Source organism: Pseudomonas sp. S09G 359 (assembly GCF_002843605.1).
In the GTDB taxonomy this organism is placed as follows: Bacteria; Pseudomonadota; Gammaproteobacteria; order Pseudomonadales; family Pseudomonadaceae; genus Aquipseudomonas.
In genome coordinates, this window is the sequence record NZ_CP025263.1 from 5,129,946 (window position 1) to 5,154,736 (window position 24,791).

The 24,791-nt window shown below is 59.9% G+C and carries 28 protein-coding genes, 1 tRNA gene and 2 pseudogenes; 23 read left to right on the forward strand and 8 right to left on the reverse strand.

The features are described from left to right. Positions 1–50: 50 nt before the first annotated feature. The 3 genes from prpC to CXQ82_RS23375 are packed head-to-tail and all read right to left on the reverse strand — an operon-like array spanning position 51 to position 2,824. Positions 51–1,178 carry a 2-methylcitrate synthase gene (gene prpC, locus CXQ82_RS23365; protein ID WP_101272497.1) on the reverse strand — a complete coding sequence of 376 codons (1,128 nt, stop codon included), beginning with the start codon at positions 1,176–1,178 and terminating at the stop codon, positions 51–53. 42 nt (positions 1,179–1,220) lie between these two features. After that, positions 1,221–2,114, reverse strand: coding sequence for a methylisocitrate lyase (gene prpB / locus CXQ82_RS23370; RefSeq protein ID WP_099582716.1), 894 nt, complete (start codon positions 2,112–2,114; stop codon positions 1,221–1,223). Next, positions 2,111–2,824, reverse strand: a complete 714-nt coding sequence (locus tag CXQ82_RS23375; RefSeq protein ID WP_101272498.1) for a GntR family transcriptional regulator — start codon at positions 2,822–2,824, stop codon at positions 2,111–2,113. The genes prpB and CXQ82_RS23375 overlap by 4 nt, the downstream gene beginning before the upstream one ends. A gap of 272 nt (positions 2,825–3,096) precedes the next feature. Between CXQ82_RS23375 and CXQ82_RS23380 the strand changes: the two genes are divergently transcribed. From CXQ82_RS23380 to CXQ82_RS23405, 6 genes are all read left to right on the forward strand, one after another. Next, a complete protein-coding gene (locus CXQ82_RS23380; protein WP_101272499.1) occupies positions 3,097–3,630 on the forward strand; it encodes an ATP-dependent zinc protease in 534 nt (177 codons plus the stop codon). Positions 3,631–3,635: 5 nt separating this feature from the next. Next, entirely contained in the window at positions 3,636–5,168 is a 1,533-nt protein-coding gene (locus CXQ82_RS23385; RefSeq protein ID WP_101272500.1) for an inactive transglutaminase family protein, read from the forward strand. After that, positions 5,168–6,154: an alpha-L-glutamate ligase-like protein gene (locus CXQ82_RS23390; RefSeq protein WP_101272501.1), complete on the forward strand. Its 987-nt coding sequence runs from the start codon at positions 5,168–5,170 to the stop codon at positions 6,152–6,154. The genes CXQ82_RS23385 and CXQ82_RS23390 overlap by 1 nt, the downstream gene beginning before the upstream one ends. 179 nt (positions 6,155–6,333) lie before the next feature. Next, positions 6,334–7,677 (forward strand): aminodeoxychorismate synthase component I, encoded by a 1,344-nt coding sequence (pabB, locus tag CXQ82_RS23395; protein WP_101272502.1) that lies wholly within the window; start codon positions 6,334–6,336, stop codon positions 7,675–7,677. 227 nt (positions 7,678–7,904) lie between these two features. After that, entirely contained in the window at positions 7,905–8,207 is a 303-nt protein-coding gene (locus CXQ82_RS23400) for a type II toxin-antitoxin system HigB family toxin (RefSeq protein WP_101272503.1), read from the forward strand. After that, a complete protein-coding gene (locus tag CXQ82_RS23405) occupies positions 8,207–8,563 on the forward strand; it encodes a type II toxin-antitoxin system HigA family antitoxin (RefSeq protein ID WP_101272504.1) in 357 nt (118 codons plus the stop codon). Before CXQ82_RS23400 ends, CXQ82_RS23405 begins: the two co-directional genes overlap by 1 nt. A 117-nt stretch (positions 8,564–8,680) precedes the next feature. On the opposite strand, the gene thrH is transcribed toward CXQ82_RS23405, so the two are convergent. Further along, complete coding sequence (gene thrH, locus CXQ82_RS23410; protein ID WP_027603662.1) at positions 8,681–9,298, reverse strand: bifunctional phosphoserine phosphatase/homoserine phosphotransferase ThrH; 618 nt, start codon at positions 9,296–9,298, stop codon at positions 8,681–8,683. A 150-nt stretch (positions 9,299–9,448) separates the two neighbouring features. Between thrH and CXQ82_RS23415 the strand changes: the two genes are divergently transcribed. The 3 genes from CXQ82_RS23415 (at position 9,449) to CXQ82_RS23425 (ending at position 12,823) form a co-directional block, all read left to right on the forward strand. Next, positions 9,449–10,183: a phosphoadenylyl-sulfate reductase gene (locus CXQ82_RS23415; protein ID WP_101272505.1), complete on the forward strand. Its 735-nt coding sequence runs from the start codon at positions 9,449–9,451 to the stop codon at positions 10,181–10,183. A gap of 368 nt (positions 10,184–10,551) precedes the next feature. Then, on the forward strand, positions 10,552–12,081 hold the full coding sequence (locus tag CXQ82_RS23420; protein WP_101272506.1) for an NCS1 family nucleobase:cation symporter-1: 1,530 nt from the start codon (positions 10,552–10,554) through the stop codon (positions 12,079–12,081). Positions 12,082–12,094: 13 nt separating this feature from the next. Then, positions 12,095–12,823 (forward strand): aspartate/glutamate racemase family protein, encoded by a 729-nt coding sequence (locus CXQ82_RS23425; RefSeq protein WP_101272507.1) that lies wholly within the window; start codon positions 12,095–12,097, stop codon positions 12,821–12,823. A gap of 23 nt (positions 12,824–12,846) precedes the next feature. Here CXQ82_RS23425 and CXQ82_RS23430 read toward each other — a convergent pair whose 3' ends face one another. Next, complete coding sequence (locus CXQ82_RS23430) at positions 12,847–13,770, reverse strand: LysR family transcriptional regulator (protein ID WP_101272508.1); 924 nt, start codon at positions 13,768–13,770, stop codon at positions 12,847–12,849. Positions 13,771–13,896: 126 nt separating this feature from the next. Between CXQ82_RS23430 and CXQ82_RS23435 the strand changes: the two genes are divergently transcribed. Next, positions 13,897–14,643: a 3-oxoacyl-ACP reductase family protein gene (locus CXQ82_RS23435; protein ID WP_101272509.1), complete on the forward strand. Its 747-nt coding sequence runs from the start codon at positions 13,897–13,899 to the stop codon at positions 14,641–14,643. A 131-nt stretch (positions 14,644–14,774) separates the two neighbouring features. Here the strand turns inward: CXQ82_RS23435 and CXQ82_RS23440 are convergent, their stop codons facing one another. Beyond that, the gene (locus tag CXQ82_RS23440) at positions 14,775–15,464 is read right to left on the reverse strand and encodes an HAD-IA family hydrolase (protein WP_101272510.1); all 690 of its coding nucleotides are present in this window, start codon (positions 15,462–15,464) and stop codon (positions 14,775–14,777) included. A gap of 206 nt (positions 15,465–15,670) precedes the next feature. Here CXQ82_RS23440 and CXQ82_RS23445 point away from each other — a divergent pair. From CXQ82_RS23445 to CXQ82_RS23485, 9 genes and pseudogenes are all read left to right on the forward strand, one after another. Further along, positions 15,671–15,922, forward strand: a pseudogene (locus CXQ82_RS23445) (type II toxin-antitoxin system RelE/ParE family toxin); the annotation flags it as partial. Next, the gene (locus CXQ82_RS23450) at positions 15,876–16,232 is read left to right on the forward strand and encodes a helix-turn-helix domain-containing protein (RefSeq protein ID WP_101272512.1); all 357 of its coding nucleotides are present in this window, start codon (positions 15,876–15,878) and stop codon (positions 16,230–16,232) included. The pseudogene CXQ82_RS23445 and the gene CXQ82_RS23450, both read left to right, overlap by 47 nt. A gap of 118 nt (positions 16,233–16,350) precedes the next feature. After that, positions 16,351–16,716 (forward strand): DUF2784 domain-containing protein, encoded by a 366-nt coding sequence (locus tag CXQ82_RS23455; protein ID WP_101272513.1) that lies wholly within the window; start codon positions 16,351–16,353, stop codon positions 16,714–16,716. 54 nt (positions 16,717–16,770) lie between these two features. After that, the gene (locus tag CXQ82_RS23460) at positions 16,771–17,349 is read left to right on the forward strand and encodes a DUF4337 domain-containing protein (protein WP_101272514.1); all 579 of its coding nucleotides are present in this window, start codon (positions 16,771–16,773) and stop codon (positions 17,347–17,349) included. 70 nt (positions 17,350–17,419) lie between these two features. Beyond that, positions 17,420–18,079, forward strand: coding sequence for a M24 family metallopeptidase (locus tag CXQ82_RS23465; RefSeq protein WP_101272515.1), 660 nt, complete (start codon positions 17,420–17,422; stop codon positions 18,077–18,079). Between the two features lie 16 nt (positions 18,080–18,095). Then, positions 18,096–18,449: a gamma-glutamylcyclotransferase family protein gene (locus CXQ82_RS23470; protein WP_101272516.1), complete on the forward strand. Its 354-nt coding sequence runs from the start codon at positions 18,096–18,098 to the stop codon at positions 18,447–18,449. An 88-nt stretch (positions 18,450–18,537) separates the two neighbouring features. Continuing rightward, positions 18,538–18,873: a hypothetical protein gene (locus CXQ82_RS23475; protein ID WP_101272517.1), complete on the forward strand. Its 336-nt coding sequence runs from the start codon at positions 18,538–18,540 to the stop codon at positions 18,871–18,873. Between the two features lie 49 nt (positions 18,874–18,922). Then, positions 18,923–19,963, forward strand: coding sequence for a DMT family transporter (locus tag CXQ82_RS23480; protein WP_101272518.1), 1,041 nt, complete (start codon positions 18,923–18,925; stop codon positions 19,961–19,963). Positions 19,964–20,200: 237 nt separating this feature from the next. Continuing rightward, positions 20,201–20,470, forward strand: a complete 270-nt coding sequence (locus tag CXQ82_RS23485) for a short-chain dehydrogenase (protein WP_101272519.1) — start codon at positions 20,201–20,203, stop codon at positions 20,468–20,470. 85 nt (positions 20,471–20,555) lie between these two features. On the opposite strand, the gene CXQ82_RS23490 is transcribed toward CXQ82_RS23485, so the two are convergent. Next, positions 20,556–20,645, reverse strand: a tRNA-Ser gene (locus tag CXQ82_RS23490). 334 nt (positions 20,646–20,979) lie between these two features. Between CXQ82_RS23490 and CXQ82_RS23495 the strand changes: the two genes are divergently transcribed. The 4 genes and pseudogenes from CXQ82_RS23495 (at position 20,980) to CXQ82_RS23510 (ending at position 23,999) form a co-directional block, all read left to right on the forward strand. Continuing rightward, entirely contained in the window at positions 20,980–21,672 is a 693-nt protein-coding gene (locus CXQ82_RS23495) for a crotonase/enoyl-CoA hydratase family protein (protein ID WP_101272520.1), read from the forward strand. 213 nt (positions 21,673–21,885) lie between these two features. Next, positions 21,886–22,608, forward strand: a complete 723-nt coding sequence (locus CXQ82_RS23500) for a 1-acyl-sn-glycerol-3-phosphate acyltransferase (RefSeq protein ID WP_101272521.1) — start codon at positions 21,886–21,888, stop codon at positions 22,606–22,608. An 81-nt stretch (positions 22,609–22,689) separates the two neighbouring features. Next, positions 22,690–22,878 (forward strand): annotated as a pseudogene (locus CXQ82_RS23505) (1-acyl-sn-glycerol-3-phosphate acyltransferase); the annotation flags it as partial. Positions 22,879–23,027: 149 nt separating this feature from the next. Then, positions 23,028–23,999, forward strand: coding sequence for a magnesium and cobalt transport protein CorA (locus CXQ82_RS23510; protein WP_101272522.1), 972 nt, complete (start codon positions 23,028–23,030; stop codon positions 23,997–23,999). Here the strand turns inward: CXQ82_RS23510 and CXQ82_RS23515 are convergent. Further along, entirely contained in the window at positions 23,996–24,721 is a 726-nt protein-coding gene (locus CXQ82_RS23515) for an amidotransferase (RefSeq protein WP_101272523.1), read from the reverse strand. The genes CXQ82_RS23510 and CXQ82_RS23515 overlap by 4 nt on opposite strands. Positions 24,722–24,791 lie beyond the last annotated feature (70 nt).

Here is a 24,791-nt window from a genome sequence, read left to right on the forward strand (position 1 = left end):
CGCTCCCACATTTGATTCGATTACCAAACCCGGATCGTCGGTCTCCTCATTCAGCGACGTTCGATTGGCACGAACTTGCGCTGCTCAACGCCGGTGTACTCGGCGCTTGGACGGATGATGCGGTTGTTGGCACGTTGTTCGAACACGTGCGCGGCCCAGCCAGTCAGGCGCGAGCACACGAAAATAGGCGTGAACAGCTTTGTCGGGATGCCCATGAAGTGGTACGCCGAGGCATGGTAGAAGTCGGCGTTGGGGAACAGCTTCTTCTGTTCCCACATGGTCTTGTCGATGGCTTCCGAGACCGGGAACAGCACCTTGTCGCCCACTTCGTCAGCGAGTTTTTTCGACCAACCCTTGATCACTTCATTGCGCGGGTCGCTGTCTTTGTAGATCGCATGGCCGAAGCCCATGATCTTGTCCTTGCGCGCCAGCATGCCGAGGGTGCCTTCCACCGCTTCTTCAGCGGACGAGAAGCGCTCGATCATTTCCATTGCGGCTTCGTTGGCACCGCCGTGCAGTGGGCCGCGCAACGAGCCGATGGCGGCGGTGACGCAGGAATACAGGTCGGACAAGGTCGACGCGCAGACACGGGCGGTGAACGTCGACGCGTTGAATTCGTGCTCGGCATAGAGAATCAGCGACACGTTCATGACCTTCTCGTGCAACTCGCTGGGCTTCTTACCGTGCAGCAGATGCAGGAAGTGGCCGCCGATGGTCGGCTCGTCGGTCACGCAGTCGATGCGTTTGCCGTCGTGGCTGAAGCGGTACCAGTAGCACATGATCGCCGGGAAGGCGGCGAGCAGGCGGTCGGTGACATCGCGTTGCACGCTGAAGTCTTTCTCGGGCTCGATATTGCCCAGGAACGAACAACCGGTACGCATCACGTCCATCGGGTGGGCGTCGGCGGGGATGCGTTCCAGCACTTCTTTCAGGGCCTGGGGCAGGTCGCGCAGTTGGCTGAGCTTTTTGCTGTAGTCAGCCAATTCGGTTTTGGTTGGCAGTTCGCCGTACAACAGCAGGTAGGCAACTTCTTCAAACTGCGCGTCGGCAGCCAGTTCGCGCACGTCGTAGCCACGGTAGGTCAAGCCGGCACCGGCCTGGCCGACGGTGGACAGCGCGGTCTGCCCGGCCACCTGGCCACGCAGGCCGGCGCCACTCAATACTTTTGCTTCAGCCATGTTCGTTCTCCAATTTTGTAGTTATTCAGGGAGCCGTGGTGATTACTTCTTCGCGGCGAACAGCGCGTCGAGCTTCTGCTCGAAGGTGTGGTAGTCGATGCGATCGTAAAGCTCCATGCGGGTTTGCATGGTGTCGATCACGTTCTGTTGGGTGCCGTCGCGACGGATCGCGGTGTAAACGTTCTCGGCGGCCTTGTTCATCGCGCGGAAGGCCGAGAGCGGGTACAACACCAGGGAAACATCGGCAGATTTCAACTGTTCGGTGGTGTACAGTGGGGTCGAACCGAACTCGGTGATATTGGCCAGGATCGGCGCCTTCACCCGGGCGGCGAACAGCTTGTACATCTCCAGTTCAGTGATGGCTTCGGGGAACACCATGTCGGCGCCGGCCTCGATGCAGGCGGCGGCGCGCTCCAGGGCGGACTCCAGGCCTTCGACGGCCAGGGCATCGGTACGCGCCATGATCACGAAGCTGTCATCGGTGCGCGCGTCCACGGCGGCCTTGATGCGGTCGACCATTTCCTGCTGGGACACGATTTCTTTGTTCGGGCGATGACCGCAGCGCTTGGCGCCAACCTGGTCTTCGATATGGATGGCGGCGGCGCCGAACTTGATCATCGACTTGACGGTACGCGCCACGTTGAACGCCGACGAGCCGAAACCGGTATCCACGTCCACCAGCAGCGGCAGGTCGCACACGTCGGTGATGCGGCGCACGTCGGTGAGCACGTCATCCAGGCCGGTAATCCCTAAGTCCGGCACGCCCAGGGAGCCGGCAGCCACACCGCCACCCGACAGGTAGATCGCCTTGAAGCCGGCGCGCTTGGCCAGCAGGGCGTGGTTGGCGTTGATCGCGCCCACCACCTGCAACGGCTGTTCGCTGGCGACGGCGTCACGGAAACGCTGGCCGGGTGTGCTCTTATTATTGGAACTCATGACTCACCTCTTGATTGGGGCGCACCGTCCGGGAAGTGACGGGCAATGTTGCGTTTGGACGCGCCGATGTGGCGGCGCATCAACAATTCGGCCAGTTCACCGTCGCGATCGGCAATCGCGTCGAGAATACGGTGGTGCTCGGCAAAAGCCTGGCGTGGACGATTGGGGGTGGCGGAGAACTGGATGCGGTACATGCGCACCAACTGGTACAGCTCGCCGCAGAGCATTTGGGTGAGGGTGCGGTTACCGGCGCCTTGAATTATCCGGTAATGAAAATCGAAGTCGCCTTCCTGCTGGTAGTAGCCGACACCGGCCTGGAACGCGGCATCGCGCTCATGGGTGTGCAGCACTTGGCGCAGCTCTTCGATTTCCGCATCGGTCATGCGCTCGGCGGCCAGGCGGCAGGCCATGCCCTCAAGGGACTCGCGGATTTCGTAAAGCTCGATCAGTTCGGCGTGGCTCAAGGACACCACTCGCGCGCCCACATGCGGCACGCGCACCAGCAGGCGCTGGCCTTCCAGGCGATGGATCGCCTCCCGCAGCGGGCCACGGCTGATGCCATAGGTGCGGGCCAGCTCCGGCTCGGAGATCTTGCTGCCGGGGGCGATCTCGCCCTTGACGATGGCGGCCTGGATACGCCGGAAGACGTGCTCGGACATGGTCTGGGAATCGTCTTGCGCCACCACTGGGGTTTCCAGTTGATCCAGCATATTGTCGACACCTTTAAAAGCAATGCCGCAAAAACTAGCCAATCAGCCCCACTTAGTCAAAGAATAAATCCATATTGTCGACAATCGTCTAATAACCGCGATTGCACTCTATCAGGGCATGGCCGCCTGCCAGCGCTGGCGTCAGAAAAGCATCATGTTAGAATGCCCGCCGCTTTTGCCTGACATCATTGGATGAAACGGCGCACGAGGGAGTTTGCGCAGCAATGCCAGTCGCCTTGAATTGAACATCGCACTGCACCGCCTCAGGATCTATGAGACTCAAGCCCTTCCCCCTGTTATGCCTACTGCTTGCACCGAGCCTTGGCGCTGCCGCCGAGAAGACCGTGTATGGCCTCAACGAATATGCGCAATTGGCCGGCATCGACCTTGAAGTGGCCGCCAAACTCGACACCGGCGCCAAGACCGCCTCCCTCAGCGCCCGGGATATCAAGCGTTTCAAGCGCAACGGCGAATCCTGGGTGCGCTTCTACCTGGCCATCGACACCGCCCACTCCCACCCCATCGAACGCCCCCTGGCCCGCGTGAGCAAGATCAAGCGCCGCGCCGGTGACTACGACCCCGATGAGGACAAGAACTACACCGCCCGTCCGGTGATTGCCCTGGATATCTGCATGGGCACCGCATTACGCAGCATAGAAGTGAACTTGACCGACCGAAGTGCCTTCCAATACCCGCTGCTGATCGGCTCCGAAGCGCTGAAACGCTTTGATGCGCTGGTCGACCCCAGTCTTAAATACGCAGCAGGCAAACCCGCCTGCGCCGCCGACGCTCATACCGCCGAGTAAACCGAATGCGCTCTCTAACCCTGCACCTGAGAATCCTGATCGCCATCCTGGTGGTGTTGGGTATTTCGGTCACCGCCTACCAGATCTTCGTGCTCGGCATTCCCGTCACCGAAGACGCCACCGACGACTTGTGGAACATCGACGCCAAGGTCGAGTTCGTCGCCAACCCGAAAGACCCGGTGAAGATCCAGATGTTCGTGCCGCCATTGAGCCGCGACTTCGTCAGCCTCAATGAGAGTTTTATTTCGAATAATTACGGCGTGAGCGTCAACCGCACCGACGGCAACCGCAAGGTCACTTGGTCGGCACGCCGCGCCAAGGGCAACCAGACCCTGTATTACCGCCTGGTGCTGACCAAGCGTTACAGCGGTGAAAAGGTCAAGGTCAAGGGCCCGACCTTCCGTGACAGCATCGCCGTGGAAGGCCCGGAAAAAATCGCCGCCGAAGCCCTGCTGGCGCCGATCCGCCAGCACTCGGCCGACGTCGAAACCTTTATCACCGAAGCGATCAAGCGCACCAACAACCTCAATGACGACAATGTGAAGCTGCTGCTGGCGGGCGACCCGTCGACGCCGCACAAGGCCAAGATCGTCGAGTTGCTGCTGTCCATCGCCCATGTGCCGGTGGAAAAAGTCCACACCATCCGCCTGGTCGCCGACCAGCCGCAAGCCCCGGAACTGTGGCTGCGCAGCTTCAATGGCAATGACTGGCTGTACTTCAACCCGGAAACCGGCGAACAGGGCCTGCCCGCCGACCGCTTGTTGTGGTGGACCGGCGATGAAAACCTGATCACGGTCGATGGCGGCAAGAAAGCCATGGTCACCTTCAGCCTCAACAACAGCGAAATGAACGCGATTCGCCTGGCCAAGCTGACCGACGAGAACACCGACGCCAACTTCCTCGAATACTCGCTGTACGGCCTGCCGCTGCAGACCCAGCAGACCTTCATGATCATGGTGATGATCCCGATTGGCGTGTTGGTGATTTTGATCCTGCGCAACCTGATCGGCTTGCAGACCCTGGGCACCTTCACCCCGGTGCTGATCGCCCTGGCGTTCCGCGAGACGCAGCTGGGCTTCGGGATCGTGCTGTTTACGATTATCACGGCGCTGGGCCTGTCGCTCAGGTCGTACCTGGAACACTTGAAGCTGCAGATGCTGCCGAGGCTATCGGTAGTGCTCACCTTCGTGGTGGTGCTGATCGCGGCCATCAGCCTGTTCAGCCATAAACTCGGGCTGGAACGCGGGCTGTCGGTGGCGCTGTTCCCGATGGTGATCCTGACCATGACCATCGAACGCCTGTCGATCACCTGGGAAGAGCGCGGCGCCAACCATGCGCTGAAAGTGGCGATTGGCACGCTGTTCGCCGCGTCCCTGGCGCACCTGATCATGAGCGTGCCGGAGCTGGTGTACTTCGTGTTCACCTTCCCGGCGGTCCTGTTGATCCTGGTGGGCTTCATGCTGGCCATGGGGCGTTATCGCGGCTACCGCCTGACCGAACTGGTGCGCTTCAAGGCGTTCTTGAAGGCTGACTCGTAATGTTCGGCTTCTGGAAGACGTGGAAGGCCCTGGAAGCGCGGGGGATCATGGGCATCAACCGGCGTAACGCCGACTACGTGCTCAAGTACAACAAGCGCAGCCTGTACCCGATCGTGGATGACAAGATCATCACCAAGGAACGGGCGATTGCCGCCGGCATCCATGTGCCGGAAATGTACGGGATCATTTCCACCGAAAAGGAAATCGACAAGCTAGACGAGATCATTGGCGGGCGTAGCGACTTCGTGATCAAGCCGGCCCAGGGCGCTGGCGGTGACGGCATCCTGGTGGTGGCCGACCGCTTTGAAGGGCGCTACCGCACGGTGTCCGGCAAGATCATCAGCCATGAAGAGATCGAGCATCAGATTTCCAGCATCCTCACCGGCCTGTATTCCCTCGGTGGCCACCGCGACCGCGCGTTGATTGAATACCGCGTGGTGCCCGACCAGATCTTCAAAAGCATCAGCTACGAAGGCGTGCCGGATATCCGCATCATCGTGCTGATGGGCTACCCGGTGATGGCCATGCTGCGCTTGCCGACCCGTCAGTCCGGCGGCAAGGCCAACCTGCACCAGGGCGCGATCGGCGTGGGCGTCGACCTCGCCACCGGCCTGACGCTGCGCGGCACCTGGCTGAACAACATCATCACCAAGCATCCCGACACCACCAACGCGGTGGATGGCGTGCAGTTGCCCAACTGGGACGGTTTCATGAAGCTCGCGGCCGGCTGCTATGAGCTGTGCGGGCTCGGCTATATCGGCGTGGACATGGTGCTGGACCAGGAAAAAGGTCCGCTGATTCTTGAGCTGAATGCGCGCCCGGGGCTGAACATCCAGATCGCCAACGACTGCGGCCTGACCCTGCGCACCCATGCGGTAGAGGCGCGGCTGGAAGAATTGAAAGCCGCCGGCGTCACCGAAACCCCGGAAGAACGGGTGAAGTTCGTCCAGGAAATGTTTGGGCACATCCCCGCCGTAGAGGGCTGACGCCACTCCAAAGGTGGGAGCGGGCTTGCTCGCGAAGGCGGAGTGTCATTCAACACACACGGGACTGATACACCGCCTTCGCGAGCAAGCCCGCTCCCACATTTGAACCTCGCTCTAGGACCAACCCCTTCAGGGAGACTACAATCGCCTCCCCCACGCCAACGGCTGATCCACCCCGCATGTCGACCTGCTCCGTACACCCGCTGCCCTACCGGGCCAACCCCGCCGAGTATTTTGCGGCGATCCGCCATGCGCCTGGCGCGGTGCTGCTCGACAGCGGCCGGCCGGCGGCCGAGCGCGGGCGTTATGACCTGCTCAGCGCCTGGCCACAGGCGACGTTGACCGTAGGGCCTGATGAAAGCGGCAGTGATTTCCTGCAGCGCCTACGGAAAAACCTGACCCAACTGGGTGAAGCGGCAATCCCCAAAGGTTTAGAGCTGCCGTTTGCCGGCGGCCTGATCGGCTACCTGAGCTATGACTTTGGCCGACACCTGGAACACATGCCGCACCTGGCCACAGACGATTTACACCTGCCGGACGCGCGCTTGGGCCTCTACGCCTGGGCGCTGATCACGGATCACCAGGCGCAGGCCAGCCAATTGGTATTTCACCCGACGTTGGCCGAGGGCGAGCAGCAACGCTTGATCACGCTGTTCAGCGCTGCCATTCCCGACACGCCCGCGACCTTTACACTGCAGGGCCCGATGGCACCGGACCTGACCGCCCAGGCCTATCAGCAGGCCATCGCGCGCATTCACGCCTATATACAGGCCGGCGACTGCTACCAGGTCAACTTTGCCCAGCGTTTCCGCGCGCCGTGCAGCGGCGATCCCTGGGTCGCCTATTGCGCCTTGCGCGAAGCCTGCCCCACGCCGTTTTCCGGGTTCCAGAGCCTGCCGGATGACGGCGCGGTGCTGAGCCTGTCGCCGGAGCGCTTTGTGCGCATCAGTGAACGCCAGGTGGAAACCCGCCCGATCAAAGGCACCCGCCCCCGTGGCCTGACCCCAGAAGAAGACGCCGCGAACGCCGCCGAACTGCTGGCCAGCCCCAAGGATCGCGCCGAAAACCTGATGATCGTCGACCTGCTGCGCAACGACCTCGGCCGTACCTGCCGCACCGGTTCGGTGAAGGTGCCCGAGTTGTTCAGCCTGGAAAGCTACCCCAACGTGCACCACCTGGTCAGTAGCGTGACCGGCGAACTGGCCGACGACAAAGACGCCCTCGACCTGATCGCCGGCAGCTTCCCCGGCGGCTCCATCACCGGCGCACCGAAGATCCGCGCCATGCAGATCATCGACGAGCTGGAACCCACCCGACGCGGGCTGTACTGCGGCTCGCTGGTGTACCTGGACGTGCGCGGCGAAATGGACAGCTCCATCGCCATCCGCAGCTTGCTGGTCAAGGATGGTCAGGTGTGCTGCTGGGGCGGCGGCGGGATCGTCGCGGATTCGCAGTGGGAGGCGGAGTATCAGGAGTCGCTGACCAAGGTGCGGGTTTTGTTACATACCTTGGAGAGCCTGTAGGTCCAAGTCAGCCCTGCCTTTGAGAGGCAGCACCCTCTGGAAGAAAAAATCTGAATCAGAACGACTGTGGACGGAGTGTGAGTTGGGCGATAGCGTCCGGCTCCTACCCGCCCAATGGCCGTCTGTGAAGGATCACATATGCGACTGCTGACTCATCAGGAATTATTTCCGGGATTGCATCCCGGCCTACCCGCTTCTATTATCTCCCAAATTGGGAGGTTGGAACGATGCGAATAATCGCGCTATCAACCTTACGAATATTCTGGGACAGCCACCCTGGTCATACCGATGCCAAACCGCCCATGGTCGAGTTGTATCGGCATATGGAGAAAGCAACTTACCCGACGCCGCAGGCGCTCAAGGCACAACTCAGAACGGCGAGCATTCTCAAAGGCGGCAGGGTTGTTTTCAACGTGGGCGGTAACAAGTATCGGGTAGTCATGGCAATCGACTATCAGCGGCAGCTCGGGTTCATACGCTTTGTGGGAACCCATGCGCAGTACGACCAAATCAACGCGGAGACCGTGTGATGAACATCAAACCTATTCACTCCCAGGAAGACCTGACCGCCGCCCTGGCACGCGTCGAACAGCTATGGGGAGCGGGCATCGGTTCACCTGAAGGTGATGAACTGGAAATTCTCGCCGTACTCATTGAAAAGTACGAGGCCGAACATTTTCCAATGCCCCCTTCCGATCCGGTGGAAGCGATCAGATTTCGCATGGAGCAAATGGGTCTGAGTGCCCGCGATCTGGAGCCTTTTATCGGCACCAGCGGGCGGGTTTCAGAAGTGCTGAACCACAAGCGCAAGCTGAGCCTGTCGATGATCAAACGCCTGCATGAGGGTTTGAGCATTCCTTACGAGCGGTTGCTGGCAGAGGGCTAAGCGGTGGCTGGTCGGGCCCTATCGGGGGCAAGCCCCCTCCCACATGTTGAATTGTGAATACATTCGAGTGTGGGAGGGGGCTTGCCCCCGATGAGGCCGCCAGCATCACTGAATGACCTACAGGCTCAACGGCCGATTCGACGCCTTGATGAACTCTTTCTTCAAGTCCTCAAACGTATGCACCGCCGGGAACTGCGGGAACTCGCGAATCACGTTCTCCGGTGCATGGAACAGAATCCCACGGTCGGCCTCGCCGAGCATGGTGGTGTCGTTGTAGGAGTCGCCTGCGGCAATCACGCGGTAGTAGAGGGTCTTGAACGCCAGCACCGACTGGCGCTTGGGATCTTTCTGGCGCAATTGGTAACTCACCACCCGGTCGTTTTCATCGGTGATCAGGCGGTGGCACAGCAGGGTCGGAAAGCCCAGCTGGCGCATCAGCGGTTGGGAGAATTCGTAGAAGGTGTCGGACAGGATCACCACCTGGAAACGCTCGCGCAGCCAGTTGACGAACTCGATGGCACCGTCCAGCGGCTTGAGGGTGGCGATCACTTCCTGGATATCGGCGAGCTTCAGGCCGTGCTCATCAAGGATGCGCAGGCGCTGCTTCATCAGCACGTCGTAGTCGGGAATGTCCCGGGTGGTGGCCCGCAAGGATTCAATACCGGTTTTTTCGGCGAAGGCGATCCAGATTTCCGGAACCAGCACCCCTTCCAGGTCGAGACAGGCAATTTCCACAAGACACTCCATTAGATGTTGTTAGTTGAGCGAGCAAAAGGACTGCCGAACTCTAGCGATTCACGCTCGCCGCCGCAACGCAGAGCGGATTTTGATACCATCGCTCCCCTATAGAGCGCTCAGCGCCACTGACCTGTAGGAACCGTGCTGATGAACCAAGCCTTCGACGTCGCTGAACTCGCCGCGACTTATGCCAACAAATCCGCCCAGGACATTCTCAAGCTGGCGTTCAGCCAGTTCGGCGATGACCTGTGGATTTCCTTCAGCGGCGCCGAGGACGTGGTGCTGGTGGACATGGCCTGGAAGCTGAACAAAAACGTCAAGGTGTTCAGCCTTGATACCGGCCGCCTGCACCCGGAGACCTACCGGTTTATCGAGCAGGTACGCGACTTCTACAAGATCGATATCGAATTGATCTCGCCGGACCAGAGCAAGCTCGAACCCTTCGTCAAGGAAAAGGGCCTGTTCAGCTTCTATAAGGACGGCCATGGCGAATGCTGCGGTGTACGCAAGATTGAACCGCTGCGCCGCAAGCTTTCCGCCGTGAGTGCGTGGGCCACCGGTCAGCGTCGCGACCAGAGCCCCGGTACCCGCAGCCAGGTGGCGGCGCTGGAAATCGACAGCGCTTTCTCCACCCCGGAACGCACCCTGTACAAGTTCAACCCGCTGGCGCAGATGACCAGCGAGGAAGTCTGGGGTTACATCCGCATGCTCGAGCTGCCGTACAACAGCCTGCATGAGCGCGGCTTTATCAGCATTGGCTGCGAGCCCTGCACCCGCCCGGTGTTGCCGAATCAGCACGAGCGCGAAGGCCGCTGGTGGTGGGAAGAGGCCACGCAGAAGGAATGTGGGCTGCATGCGGGGAATATCATCAGCAAGGCTTGAAGGTTGCTGAGGTAAAAATGTTGGAATTGAGTTGTACACATACATGTAACCATTGGTGCCATTTATGTGTGCAATTTTTATTCACCCGCACCATAACGTAACACCCAACCTCAATCGCGGTTTGCTCAGGTGAATCGCACTCTCGCAGTAGAAAAATAAATACCTGTTCAAACGGTCAATTTATATCGCTTTGAATTCAGTTAGTTATTTGCGCCCCCTATAAAAACGAAATTACCCACGGTTTTCATAGATCGAAAACTGGCACGCCTATGGCTTAAGGTGAAAAGCGCTTTGTATACAATAAATACAAAACCTACATACACTTTGCCATCCGCGGCTTCGCTGCAGATGTGCTGGAGCCTGCCGGAATGCGTACAAGCCTCTCGAATGACCTTGCACTGGATCTGCCCTCCTCCGCCCTGAACCCCGAGGCCGCCAGCCCCGGCCCGTTGGTACTCAGCCCGCGCCTGCACAACAAAGACCTGGCGCCCACCAAGGTCGAGGGTCGCCGCTGGGGGCGCTATAGCATCTTTGCGCTGTGGACCAACGACGTGCACAACATTGCCAACTACTCGTTCGCCATTGGCCTGTACGCGCTGGGCCTGGGTGGCTGGCAGATCCTGTTGTCCCTGGGGATCGGCGCGGCGCTGGTGTACTTCTTCATGAACCTGTCGGGGTACATGGGGCAGAAAACCGGCGTACCGTTCCCGGTGATCAGCCGCATCAGCTTCGGTATTCATGGTGCGCAGATTCCAGCGTTGATCCGCGCGGTGATTGCAATTGCCTGGTTCGGTATCCAGACCTACCTGGCTTCGGTGGTTTTCCGTGTATTGCTGACGGCCATTCATCCAGGCTTTGCCGACTATGACCACAACTCGATCCTGGGCCTGTCGACCTTGGGCTGGGCCTGTTTCGTAGCCATCTGGTTCGTGCAACTGGTGATCCTGGCCTACGGCATGGAGATGGTGCGGCGCTATGAAGGCTTCGCCGGGCCGGTGATCCTGCTGACCGTGGCCTCCCTGGCCGGCTGGATGTATTACCAGGCGGGCGGCAACATTGCCTGGTCGATCCGCGAGCCGCTGAGCGGCGCTGAGATGTGGCGCAATATCTTTGCCGGTGGCGCGCTGTGGCTGGCAATCTACGGCACGCTGATCCTCAATTTCTGCGACTTCGCCCGCTCGTCGCCGTGCCGCAAGACCATCCAGGTCGGCAACTTCTGGGGCCTGCCCGTGAATATCCTGGTGTTTGCCGCCATCACCGTGCTGCTCTGCGGTGGGCAATTCCAACTCAATGGCCGGGTGATCGAAAGCCCGACTGAAATCATCGCGGCCATCCCCAATACCTTCTTCCTCGTGCTCGGTTGCCTGGCCTTTCTGATCGTGACCGTGGCGGTGAACATCATGGCCAACTTCGTTGCGCCGGCCTTTGTGCTGAGCAACCTGGCGCCCAAGTACCTGAACTTTCGCCGCGCCGGCCTGATCAGCGCCACCGTGGCCGTGCTGATTTTGCCGTGGAACCTCTACAACAGCCCGCTGGTGATCGTGTATTTCCTGTCTGGCCTGGGCGCACTGCTGGGGCCGCTGTATGGGGTGATCATGGTCGATTACTGGCTGATCCGTAAAAGCCAAGTGGACGTGCCGCAGCTGTATAGCGAAGACCCGAATGGCGTTTATTACTACAGCCGTGGGGTCAACTTACGTGCGGTGGCGGCCTTTATTCCTGCGGCCGTGATCGCCATCCTGCTGGCGCTGTTGCCAGGGTTTGCCAGCGTGTCGCCGTTTTCCTGGTTGTTTGGCGCCGGTATTGCAGGGTTGCTATACCTGCTGATCGCCAAGCGCCAGCCGCACTACGCCGATGTCAGTGGCGAAAGCATTGCAGTCGATAACGTCAGTCATTAATCAAGGACATTCCATGCGCATCCTCGTGGTCAACGTCAACACCACCGCTTCCATCACCGACACCATCGCCCAGCAGGCACGGGCCGTGGCCTCACCGGGCACCGAGATTGTCGGGCTCACGCCTTACTTCGGCGCCGAATCGGTGGAAGGCAATTTTGAAAGTTACCTGGCGGCCATCGCCGTGATGGACCGGGTGATGGCCTACGACCAGCCCTTCGATGCGGTGATCCAGGCCGGCTACGGCGAACATGGTCGCGAAGGCTTGCAGGAGTTGCTCAACGTGCCGGTGGTGGACATCACCGAAGCCGCCGCCAGCACCGCGATGTTCCTGGGCCACGCCTATTCGGTGGTGACCACCCTGGACCGCACTGTGCCGCTGATCGAAGACCGCCTGAAACTGGCCGGCCTGTACCAACGCTGCGCCTCGGTGCGGGCCAGTGGCATGGCCGTGCTGGAGTTGGAAGAAAACCCGCTGGCCGCCATGGAAGCCATCGTGCGCCAGGCAGAACTGGCGATCAGCGAGGACAAGGCGGAGGTGATCTGCCTGGGTTGCGGCGGCATGGCCGGGTTGGACGAGCAGATTCGCCAACGCACCGGCGTGCCGGTGGTGGATGGGGTGACAGCGGCGGTGACCATTGCCGAGTCGCTGGTGCGGCTGGGGCTGTCGACGTCGAAGATTCGGACTTATGCGACGCCGCGGCCGAAGAAGATCATCGGCTGGCCGGGAAAGTTTGGCCACTGAAGATCAAAAATGTATGCCTGGCTTTAAATCGCGCTGAAGCTCCGTCCCAGTTTCTGCTCGGCAAACTGCTCAATGATGAAATCCACAAACGCCCGGGTCTTGCCGGGCAGCAGTTTGTGTTCGGCGTAGTAGATGGAAATATTGCCGTCATCCACATACCAGTCGGGCAGCACGCGCACCACCTCGCCACTGCGTAAAAACGGCACCGCCATCGGCATGCTCACCAGCGCAATCCCCAGGCCCTGGGCGCTGGCACAACAAGCGGCTTCGGAGTCGCTCATGGTCATGCCGGGCTTGAGTACCAAGGGGCGATGTTCACGCTCAAGGCTGGTCAGCTGCCAGGAACGCACGCGGCCGGTCTGCGGCGAGCGGATCAGGATGCCGCTGCAGCGCGCCAGGTCTTCGGGCTCGCGCACCGGCGGGCGTTGCGCCAGGTAGCCCGGCGCGGCGACCAGCACACGGTGCGCGGGAGTCAGCTTGCGCGCCACTACCCCTTGAGGCAGCTCAAAACCACCGCCAATCGCGGCGTCGAAGCCCTGGCCGATCAGGTCGACCTGACGGTTATCGAAATGCCAATCCGGGCTGATATCCGGGAAACGTCGCATAAACTCCCCGAGCAGCGGCACCACATAGCGATTGCCGAACACCGTGCCCATGCTGACCTTGAGCGTGCCCACCGGCCGCCCCTCGGCGCTGGCCAGGTTGGCCACGGCATTCTGGATAGTGGTGAGGCTGCCGCTGACTTCTTCCAGGAACAGTTTGCCGGCTTCGGTCAGCGCCAGGCGCCGGGTGCTGCGCTGAAACAGCCGCACACCGAGGCGCGCTTCGAGCTTGGCGACGCTTTTGCCGACGGCCGCCGGGGTCAGGCTCAGGTGTCGCGCGGCCTCGGCAAAACTGCCGCCCTCGGCGCTGCGTACAAAGCATTCGATACTGCCAAAGCTTTCCATATCGCCCCACTCTAAACTTTTGGTTTACACAGACTATAGCAATCACGGTCTACCGGCAGGGGCGGGTGAGGTCGATACTCGGCTCCAACAACAAGGCATCCCGCCTTGAACAGCTAGGAGATCGACATGACCACACAGAACCTCATCGGCAAAGTCGCCTTGATTCAAGGCGGTTCCCGCGGCATCGGCGCCGCCATCGTCAAGCGCCTCGCGGCGCAGGGTGCAGCCGTGGCCTTTACCTATGTCAGCTCGGCCGCCAAGGCTGAAGAATTGCAGAACAGCGTGATCAGCGCAGGCGGCAAAGCCCTGGCGATTCACGCCGACAGCGCCGACGCCACGGCGATCCGCAACGCCGTGCACGCCACCGTAGAAGCCTTCGGCCGCCTGGATATCCTGGTGAACAACGCCGGCGTGCTGGCCATCGCGCCGCTGGAAGACTTCAAGCTCGAAGACTTCGACCAGACCCTGGCCATCAACGTGCGCAGCGTGTTTATCGCCACCCAGGAAGCCGCCAAGCATATGGGTGAAGGGGGTCGCGTGATCAATATCGGCAGCACCAATGCCGAGCGCATGCCCTTTGGCGGTGGCGGGCCGTACGCAATGAGCAAGGCCGCGCTGGTCGGTTTGACCAAGGGCCTGGCGCGGGACCTGGGGCCACGCGGCATCACCATCAACAACGTGCAGCCTGGGCCGGTGGACACCGATATGAACCCGGCGAACAGTGATTTTGCCGAAAGCCTGATTGGGTTGATGGCGGTGGGCCGTTACGGGCATGTGGAAGAGATCGCCAGCTTTGTGGCGTATCTGGCGGGGCCGGAAGCGGGTTACATCACTGGTGCGAGCTTGACCATCGACGGTGGTTTCAGCGCCTGACGTTTCTGGAGCTCTGCAAAACCAAATGTGGGAGGGGGCTTGCCCCCGATGGCAGTGGGTCAGCCAGTTTATTTGTGACTGATCCACTGCTATCGGGGGCAAGCCCCCTCCCACATTTTGACCGGGTTGAATCAGGACATTGGCGGCAGGCCGTAGGCCGCCAGGTCGAAGTCCGCGAGTTTGCGGATGATCTGGTCGGCGTGGTGGTACTTGCTGTCGGCCATGGCCTCGTCGGGCACCGCGATGGCGGTCATGTGGGCGGCCTTGGCGGCGGTGACGCCGAATGGCGAATCCTCGAACACCAGGCAATCCTCGGGCGCTACACCCAGGCGGCGCGCGGCGGTGAGGAAGATGTCCGGCGCCGGTTTGGCGGCACCGACTTCCGGGTCGTCCGCGGTGACAATGGTGTCGAACAAGCCAAACCACTCACGGTGCAACGTGGTCTTGTGGCCAAAAGAATTGCGCGATGAACTGGTGCCCACGGCAATCGGAATATTGTGCGCTTTCAAGTGCCGCACCAGCTCCTCGGCGCCAGGCATGCCCAGGGCCTTGGGGAAACGCTCGCTCATCAACGGTTCGCGAATCGTCAGGAACTCAGCCGGGGTGATCGGCAAGTCCAGCGCCTTTACCACATAGTCCGCCAGGTCCTGAGCCCCTCGGCCGATGATGTGCTGCTTGATCCCCCAATCGTAGGTGCGGCCGTAGCGTTCGGCGATTATCTGCGTAACTTCGGTGTAGATACCTTCCGTATCCAGCAACAATCCGTCCATATCAAAAATCACGGCCTTGATCGGACCGACTGCGGTACGCGGAGCATTCATCACTACAAAACCCTGGGGGAAGGACTAAAAGGATTCAGCACAATAGCGGCGCACGCTGCCAGTAAGCAACCTTCGCGGCGCGGTTAATAGCGCGTAACAGTTTTACCCACAGGCCTACAGCGCGGCCAGCTAGGGTTTGTAGAGGCAGTTCACCGACCACCAGAAAACACCCCTTGCAAACCTTATAAAAGACTTATTAACCTCCCATGAATTCAATCCACTGGACACGAAAAGCCGTCAAACAATTGCTTCGGTTGCATTCGTACCATCAGCATCAAGTACGCGACGCCGTCCTCGCTCTTGAACGCATGCCCGATACCACCAACGTCAAGGCGCTGGTTAACTACTCCCACGCTTATCGTTTACGGGTAGGTCATTACCGCGTGCTTTTCGACTGGGACGGCGACATCCATGTGGTCAGTATTCAAGAGGTCAAAAAACGTGACGAACGAACCTACTGCCATACAGATCATCCACAATACGGAGGGCAAGCCAGCCTTCGTGGTGATCCCCTATGAACGCTATCTGGCCCAACAGAACGACCCCAACCTTATCCCCCACGCCGTCGTCAGCCGCCTGGTGGATGGCGCAACCCCCATCCGCGCCTGGCGCGAACACCTGAACCTGACCCAGGAAGAAGTCGCCAAGCGCCTGGGCATCTCCCAATCGGCCTTCGCCCAGCAAGAAGCAGTGAACAAACCTCGCCGGGCAACACGCGAGAAAATCGCTGAGGCGTTTGGCATCAACGCCAGCCAGCTGGAGTTGTAATTTTATTCCGGTAACCCGCGCCGCCCAGCATCCCCACGCCCGGCTTGCGCATGAATGCATCAACCTGAAAGAAGAACCCAGCGCCCGACCCCGGCCAACCTTTAAAGCGAACCCAAACATGCTCTATCGCGCAGCGGCCGACGGCCTGGTGCTGTTTCACCTGTGTTTCATCCTGTTCGTATTGTTCGGCGGGCTGCTGGCCCTGAAATGGCGGCCGGTGATCTGGCTGCACCTGCCGGCGGCGGCCTGGGGCGTGGCGGTGGAAGTGTTCCACCTGCCCTGCCCGCTGACCCGCTGGGAAAACCTGTTTCGCCACCTGGCCGGGCAGGACGGTTATGGCGGTGGGTTTATCGAACACTACATCCTCACGCTGATCTATCCGGCCGGGCTGACCCCAGGTATTCAACTGGTGCTGGGGGCGGTGGTGCTGCTGATCAATATTGTTGTGTATGGGCGGCTGATCCGGCGTTACGTACAGGGTTGAGACAGCTGAAGAGGTGAAGAATCAGTCTCCCTCATTCCGTTCGTAGACGCCCCCATGTCCGAAGCCTTCGAAGTCCCCAGCCCCCACGAAAAACACCTAGAACACACCACCGAACATGCCCACGGCCGCGGGGACAATTTCGCCAGCCGCATCGCGGTGATGACCGCCCTGATGGCCACCCTCGGCGCCATGCTCAGCTACCAGGCCGGCTCCACCGAAAGCGAAGCGGCGATGGACAAAAACAACGCGGCCATCATCAAGACCGAGGCCGCCAACCAGTGGAACTACTACCAGGCCAAGTCCAGCCGGCAAAACCTGGCCGAACTGGCCACCCACATTCCGGGGGTGGATGCCGCGCATTACAAGCAAGAGATCGAGCGCTACAAAAGCCAGAAGGAAGACGTGCGCAAACAGGCGGAGAAACTCGAAGCCACCTCGCGGGAATGGGACGAAAAATCCGAACAGGCGCTGCACCAGCATCATCGCTGGGCCCAGGCGATGACCGCGATTCAGATTGCGATTTCATTGGCCGCGATCACCTTGCTGACGCGCAAGGAGTGGCTTAAACGCATGTCTTACACGGCGGGCGGTGTGGCGATGGTATTGGGTGGCCTGGCGTGGCTGCATCTCTAGCAATTTTACTTGGGCGCCCTGCCCTCAGCGCTATATAGTAAATAGCATAACGCTACCCAAGGAGACACCGGTGTCCGCACAACCCAAAGAAGCCGTGGGCGCCGCCTACAGTATCGAATCCATGCGCTACGCCCAGGCCATGACCTGGCAAGCCATCGAACAGCTCGCCCAGCGCATCCGCCCGGGCATGCTCGAGTCCCAAGCCCGCGAGCTGGGCAAGCAAGTGCTCGCTGACCTCGACATGCAACGCATCTGGCACCCGCTGCTGGTGCGCTTTGGCGCCAACACCCTCAAGGCCTTCAACCAACGTTCCGAAGGTGACCCGGTGCTGGGCGACAACGATATTTTCTTCATCGACATGGGCGCCGTGTGGCAAGGCCACGAAGGCGACGCCGGCGCCACCTTTGCCACCGGCAACGACGCGGAAATGATCGCCTGTGCCGCTGCCGCCAAAGAGCTGTTCGACCGCGTGCAAACGCGCTGGAAAAACGACCGGGTCGTCGGCCTCGAGCTCTACCGCTACGCCGAAGAACAGGCCCAGGCCATGGGCTGGCAACTGAACCTCGACATCAAGGGCCACCGCGTCAGCGACTTCCCCCACGCGATCCATCGCGGCGGCGACCTGAGGGATTTTGAACACTACCCGAATGCCGGGTTGTGGATCCTCGAAATCCAGATTGCCCATCCGACCAAACCCTACGGCGCCTTCTACGAAGACTTACTCGCTTGACCGTTAAGGACTACAAATGAACCGCTCCACCGAACACCCCGTGCTGTTGTTTTCCTACGGCACATTGCAGGACAAAGCCGTGCAACTGGCCAACTTCGGTCGCGAACTGTCCGGCCAGCACGACGCCATGTTGGGCTATGCGCAAAGTTGGGTAGAAATCACCGACCCGCAGGTGCTGGCCAGCAGTGGCAAGACTCATCACCCTATTGTCAGGCCCTCCACCGAGCACGGCGCGCGGGTTGAGGGGACGGTGTTTCAGATTACCGAGCAGGAATTGGCCGCGGCGGATGCGTATGAAGTGTCGGACTACAAACGCGTGTCGGTGGCACTGGCGTCAGGGCTGACGGCGTGGGTGTATGTGCAGGCCTAAGGGGCGATTGTTTTCATTTTGTTACGGGAGCGATTAAAGTGCGGCCCCCGAGAATTGAATCTCGGGCTTTAGCCCATGGAGTTTCCCAGTGAAGTACGTCAGTAAAGTGGTTGCAGCAGCAGTTCTCGGTTTCGCCCTTGCAGGCTGCACCGGCACCGCCATCAAATCCCCGCAATACGACAGCAGCCAATACACCGTGCTGGGTCACAGCGAAGCCAGCGCCACCGGCATCATGCTGTTCGGTATCATCCCGATCGGCCAGAACAGCCGTTTCGTCCGCGCCCAGACCGCCGCCATCCAGGCCAAAGGCGGCGACGCGCTGATCAACACCGAAGTTCAGGAAAAATGGTTCTGGGCATGGGTATTGAGCGGCTACACCACCAAGATCTCGGGTGATGTGGTTAAGCTGAAAACCGCGCAGTAAATCCACGGGATTTACCACGTATCATGGGCTGAACTCTCGAGGGCAGCCCATGAACCTCAGTATCGTTTATGCCCTCGCGGCCGCCGCCCTGTTCGGCGCCAGCACCCCGCTTGCCAAACACCTCGGGCTGGGCCTCTCGCCCGTACTGCTCGCCGGCTTGCTTTACCTCGGCAGCGGCTTCGGCCTCGCCGCTGTGCGCCTTATCCGTGATCGCGGCTGGAAACCCACTGGCCTGACTCCCTCCGAATGGCCCTGGCTGATCGGCGCCATCGCTTTCGGCGGCATCCTCGGCCCCGTCGCCTTGATGTTCGGCCTGGCCCGCACCGCCGGCGCCACCGCCTCCCTGATGCTCAACCTTGAATCGGTACTGACCGCCGTAATCGCCTGGGTGGTGTTCAGGGAGAACGCCGATCGCCGCATAATCTTCGGGATGCTCGCGATAGTACTGGGCGGCCTGGTGCTGTCATCGTCCGAGGGTGGCGGAACCAGCCACGACTGGACCGGCCCGTTTGCCGTCGCCGTCGCCTGCCTGTGCTGGGGGATTGATAACAACCTGACGCGCAAGGTGTCTGCGTCTGACGCATTGTTTATAGCAGGGGCCAAGGGGTTGATTGCGGGTCTGGTGAATTGCGGATTGGCGCTGTATCTCAGTGCGCAGCTACCAGCCGCAACACAACTGGCGCCGATCCTGCTGGTTGGGTTTCTGGGGTATGGCATCAGCCTGGTCATGTTTGTGCTGGCGCTACGCGGGCTGGGCAGTGCACGCACGGGGGCTTACTTCTCTACCGCGCCGTTCTTGGGGGCCGCGATTGCGCTGCTGGTACTGGGTGAGTCAGTGACAATGGCGTTCTGGCTGGCGTCGGCACTGATGGCCTTGGGGGTGTGGCTGCACCTGACCGAGCGGCATGCGCATGAGCATCTGCATGAGGCTACGGAACACGGGCACCGGCATGTGCATGATGAGCATCATCAGCATGAGCATGGGTTTGAGTGGGATCCCAAGGTGCCGCATAGTCATGTGCATGCGCACAAAGTGCTGAGGCATAGCCATGCGCATTTTCCGGATGTGCATCATCGGCATAGGCATTGAGGGGTGGGCTCACCGTAAAAAGGTTTTTTGGCAACGTCCTACGTCCAATTCGGAAGCGTCGGCCTTCCGCTTATAAATTGCCAAACCTATAGTCGCCCGGTCGCTCTGATGAGTGGCCGGGTTTGGCGACTCGAAAACAAGACGGAATGTGAACGACGTTATTTCTAGGCGATTGCCGCTTTTGGCACTGACCCGTGAAAGCTTCGTTGTTTTTTCTTTGTCTAAATGGAGTCACGCATGAACCAATACATGGCCCTCACCAGCAACGACAGCGCCACCCCTGCAATTTTTGTCGACACCACCGTCCCCCTGGAAATACTCCTCGACGCCGCGAGCTATCGGCTTCGTGCCGTCACCCAAGTCCTGGAGAACCTCGCACTGCGTAGTGAAATCAGTAGTGATGCGGTTGTGCTCAGTGACTTCGCGTTGCTGTGCTCAATACCGCTGCGGGATGGCTGCGACTTGCTGGACGTCATTGGGCGACGCATGGATATGCCAAGCGCGTGAACTGATAAAGGTTGAATTTTCAAACCCCAGAAATCACAAAACCCCTGGTTTCTCTCGAAACCAGGGGTTTTGTTTACATCGAATTTGGCGGTGAAGGAGAGATTCGAACTCTCGATACAATTTCTTGTATACACACTTTCCAGGCGTGCTCCTTAAGCCACTCGGACACTTCACCGTATCTCGTCAAACCAGTTCAGTCTGTCGAGGCGCGCTAATGTAGTCGAAAGCCTTTCTGATGGCAAAGGTTTTTTTCAGAATTTTCATGCGGTTAGCAGGCTATGCCGGAATGCGTCCGGCAAGGGGTGGTGATTCTGCCATTCTCAGGCAGGCATAACACACGTCCGGGACGGCTACTGTGCCCTGCCCTAGGCTGTCTGCCAGCGCGCTTGAGGGAAAAGTCTGACTGGGTAGTCAGTCACGGCGCTTTACCGGGGCGGGCGTGGTGGGTAACGTCTGTGCATGCATTTCTATTACAGCCTCCTATAACAAGCCCTACAAGGAACCGCGTCATGAGTGAGTTGATTGCCTACCACCTCGAAGACGGTATCGCGACCCTGACCTTGAGCAACGGCAAGGTGAACGCCATTTCTCCCGATGTGGTCAGTGCCTTTAATACAGCGCTGGACCAGGCCGAGAAGGACCGCGCGGTGGTGATCATTACCGGCACGCCGGGGATTCTGTCGGGTGGTTATGATTTGAAGGTGATGACCGCCGGCCCTAAAGAGGCGATCGGGCTGGTGACGTCGGGCTCGACGTTGGCGCGGCGTTTGTTGTCGCACCCGTTCCCGGTGATTGTGGCGTGCCCTGGGCATGCGGTGGCCAAGGGCGCGTTCCTGCTGTTGTCGGCGGATTATCGGATTGGGGTGGAGGGCCCGTTCAGCATTGGCCTGAATGAAGTGGCGATTGGCATGACCATGCACCACGCCGGTATCGAGTTGGCGCGTGATCGCTTGCGCAAGTCGGCGTTTCATCGCTCGGTGATCAATGCCGAGATGTTCGACCCGCAGGGCGCTTTGGGCGCCGGCTTCCTTGATAAGGTAGTGGCACCGGAGGAGTTACAGGCGGCAGCGCTGGAAGCCGGACGCCAGTTGAAGAAGCTCAATATGAACGCCCACAAGCACACCAAGCTGAAGGTGCGGAAGGCGCTGTTGGAAGCCCTGGACGATGCGATCATCCAGGACCAGGGGCATATCCTGAGTTAATTCCTGCTGACGCCTCGCAAGAGCCCGACCTTGAGTCGGGCTTTTTCTTACATTCAAATCCGAATCGTCTTCGGCCGCTCTAGCCTGCCGGTGCTGGCAGATGTTGAAATATGTACTTAAACATCGCCTATCTCCTCCCTCTACAGGGGTAATTGCCGAAGACAGTGCACAACCGTACACTGCGCCACCTTTTGCCCCCGATAGGCTGTGTCGATGCTTTTTCTGTTGCGTATGTTGTTGATGGGCCCGCACTTTATGCTCGCCGGTGTGCTTGGCGTGCTGATTGGTATATGCCGGCCGTTCAACCCGGACAACAGCCGCCTATGCGCACGACTGTATGCTTTGCCAGCCATGTGGATCCTGCGGCTGAAGGTGAAGACCGACGTGGACTCACTGCGCAACAAGCCCGGCACCTGCGTGATCATCGCCAACCACCAGTCCAACTATGACCTGTTTGTGTTCGGCAACGTGGTGCCGCATCGCACCGTGTGTATCGCCAAGAAAAGCCTGAAATGGGTGCCGCTGTTCGGCCAGTTGTTCTGGCTGGCGGGCAATGTGCTGATCGACCGCGGCAACGCACACAAAGCGCGCCGCGCGATGCTCACCACCACCCACACCTTGCAGCACGAAGACACCTCGATCTGGGTGTTCCCCGAAGGTACGCGCAACCTGGGCAAGGGCCTGCTGCCGTTCAAGAAAGGCGCGTTCCATATGGCGATTGCGGCCGGTGTGCCCATCGTGCAGGTGTGCGTGAGCAATTACGTCACTCATATGCAGCTCAATCGCTGGGACGCGGGTGATGTGCTCATACGCTCGCTGCCGCCGATTCCTACGGCGGGGCTGACTTCGGATGACATTCCGGCGTTGATGCAGGCCTGTCAGGCGCAGATGGATGCGTGCATTGCGGGGATGGATCGGGAGTTGCACTCTGCTTAGGTACTGTTGGGCGTGCTTCGCACGCCAACGCGAGCAAGCTCGCTCGCCACAAAAAGCTCGCTTCTAGAACATCTGCCAAAGTGCGTGAGCAATTACGTCACCCATATGCAGCTCAATCGCTGGGACGCGGGTGATGTGCTCATACGCTCGCTGCCGCCGATTCCTACGGCTGGGCTGACTTCGGATGACATTCCGGCGTTGATGCAGGCCTGTCAGGCGCAGATGGATGCGTGCATTGCGGGGATGGATCGGGAGTTGCAATCTGCTTAGGTACTGTTGGGCGTGCTTCGCACGCCAACGCGAGCAAGCTCGCTCGCCACAAAAAGCTCACTTCTAGAACATCTGCCAAAGCTACTACGGAACGCCATTCGAGCTAAGCTGCCCAACATCTGTCCTCCTAATAAGAAGTGATCAGCACCATGGGTAGAGTTGTTGCGGCCGCCGTTTACAGCGACGGAAAGAAAGTTACTGATATCACCCTTGACGAAGGCGCGGCCTGGGCCGCCAAACCCGGCCACTTTGTGTGGATCGGCCTGGAAGAACCCAACGCCCAGGAACTGGCCAACCTGCAACGCCAGTTCAACCTGCATGAACTGGCGATCGAAGACGCCCTGGAAAAACACAGCCGACCGAAGCTGGAAACCTTCGGCGATGCACTGTTTATCGTCACCTACTCGCCGGTGCGTGATAACGGCAAGCTGGAATTCATTGAGACGCATATTTTTGCCGGCAATGGCTACATCATTACCGCACGTAACGGCCACTCGGCATCCTACGGCTTAGTGCGCCAGCGCTGTGAGGCGCGGCCGTTGTTGCTGGAGCATGGGGAAGATTTCGTACTCTATGCGCTGCTGGATTTCGTCACCGAAAACTACCAGCCGGTGAGCGAAGCCATCCATGCCGAGATCGATGAGCTGGAGCATAACGTGCTGTGCAGCTCCTTGAGCGAGCGCGATATCCAGAAGATCCACGGCCTGCGCCGCGATGTATTGCGGCTCAAGCGTTATGTGGCGCCGATGGTGGAGATCAGCCAGGAGCTGCAGAAGCTGAGCTTCCCGTTTATCGACAAGAACATGCGCCCGTACTTCCGTGACGTGCAGATCCACGTGACGCGGCAGATGGAAGACCTCACCACCCTGCGCGATATCGCCAGCCAGACCATTGAGATCGGGGTGTTGCTGGAGGCGTCACGCCAGAGCGTGGTGCAACGCAAGTTCGCCGCGTGGGCGGCGATCCTGGCATTCCCCACGGCGGTGGCGGGGATTTATGGGATGAATTTCCAGAACATGCCCGAGCTGCAATGGCACTACGGCTATTTTGCCGTGCTCGGGTTTATTGCGTTGGGCTGTACTGGCTTGTGGGCCAGCTTCAAACGCTCGGGCTGGCTTTAAACCCGCGCCTCTGGCTTGTGGGCCACAAAGCGCATCATCCATTCCGCCACGGTTGCGCCGTGGTGGTCGCGCTCCAGGCTTGCCACGCCGTTGGTGTAGACCGTTTCGCCCAAGGTTGTCTGAAGAATCTCCAGCAGCTCGCGGGAATAGTCGTGGATAAATTCCGGGTGGCCCTGGAAGCACAGCACCTGGTCGCCGATGTGGTACGCGGCGAACGGGCAAAAATCGCTGGAGGCGATAACCGTAGCGTTTTCCGGCAAGGTGGTGACCTGGTCCTGATGGCTGATCAATAGCGTCAGCTCTGGCACCTCAGGGCTCATCCATGGCGCCTTGGCGTCGAGTTTGTAGTCGTGGATGCCCATGCCCCAGCCTTTGCTGGCGCGCTCGGTCTTGCCGCCGAGCAGCAGCGCCAACAACTGGTGGCCGAAGCAGATGCCCAGCAACTTGTCGCCGCGCTCATAGCGTTCGAGCAGGTAGGTCTTGAGGGTCTGGATCCACGGGTCGGTACCAAAGGAATCGGCCTTGCTGCCGGTGACCAGGTAGGCGTCAAACACTTCGTCGTCCGACGGGTATTCGCCCTGCACCACGTTGTACACCACGAACTCGGCGGCAATCGGCTGCTTGGAAAACAGGCGCTTGAACATCTGCCCGTACCCTTGGTATTGATCGATCAAGCCTGGACGCAGGATATCGGTTTCCAGGATACAGACGCGTAGCGACATAAAAAATACCTGACACGGTGATGGGAATAATGCACACCCCAGAGCCTGCCTTGAAACACCCCTTCAAGGC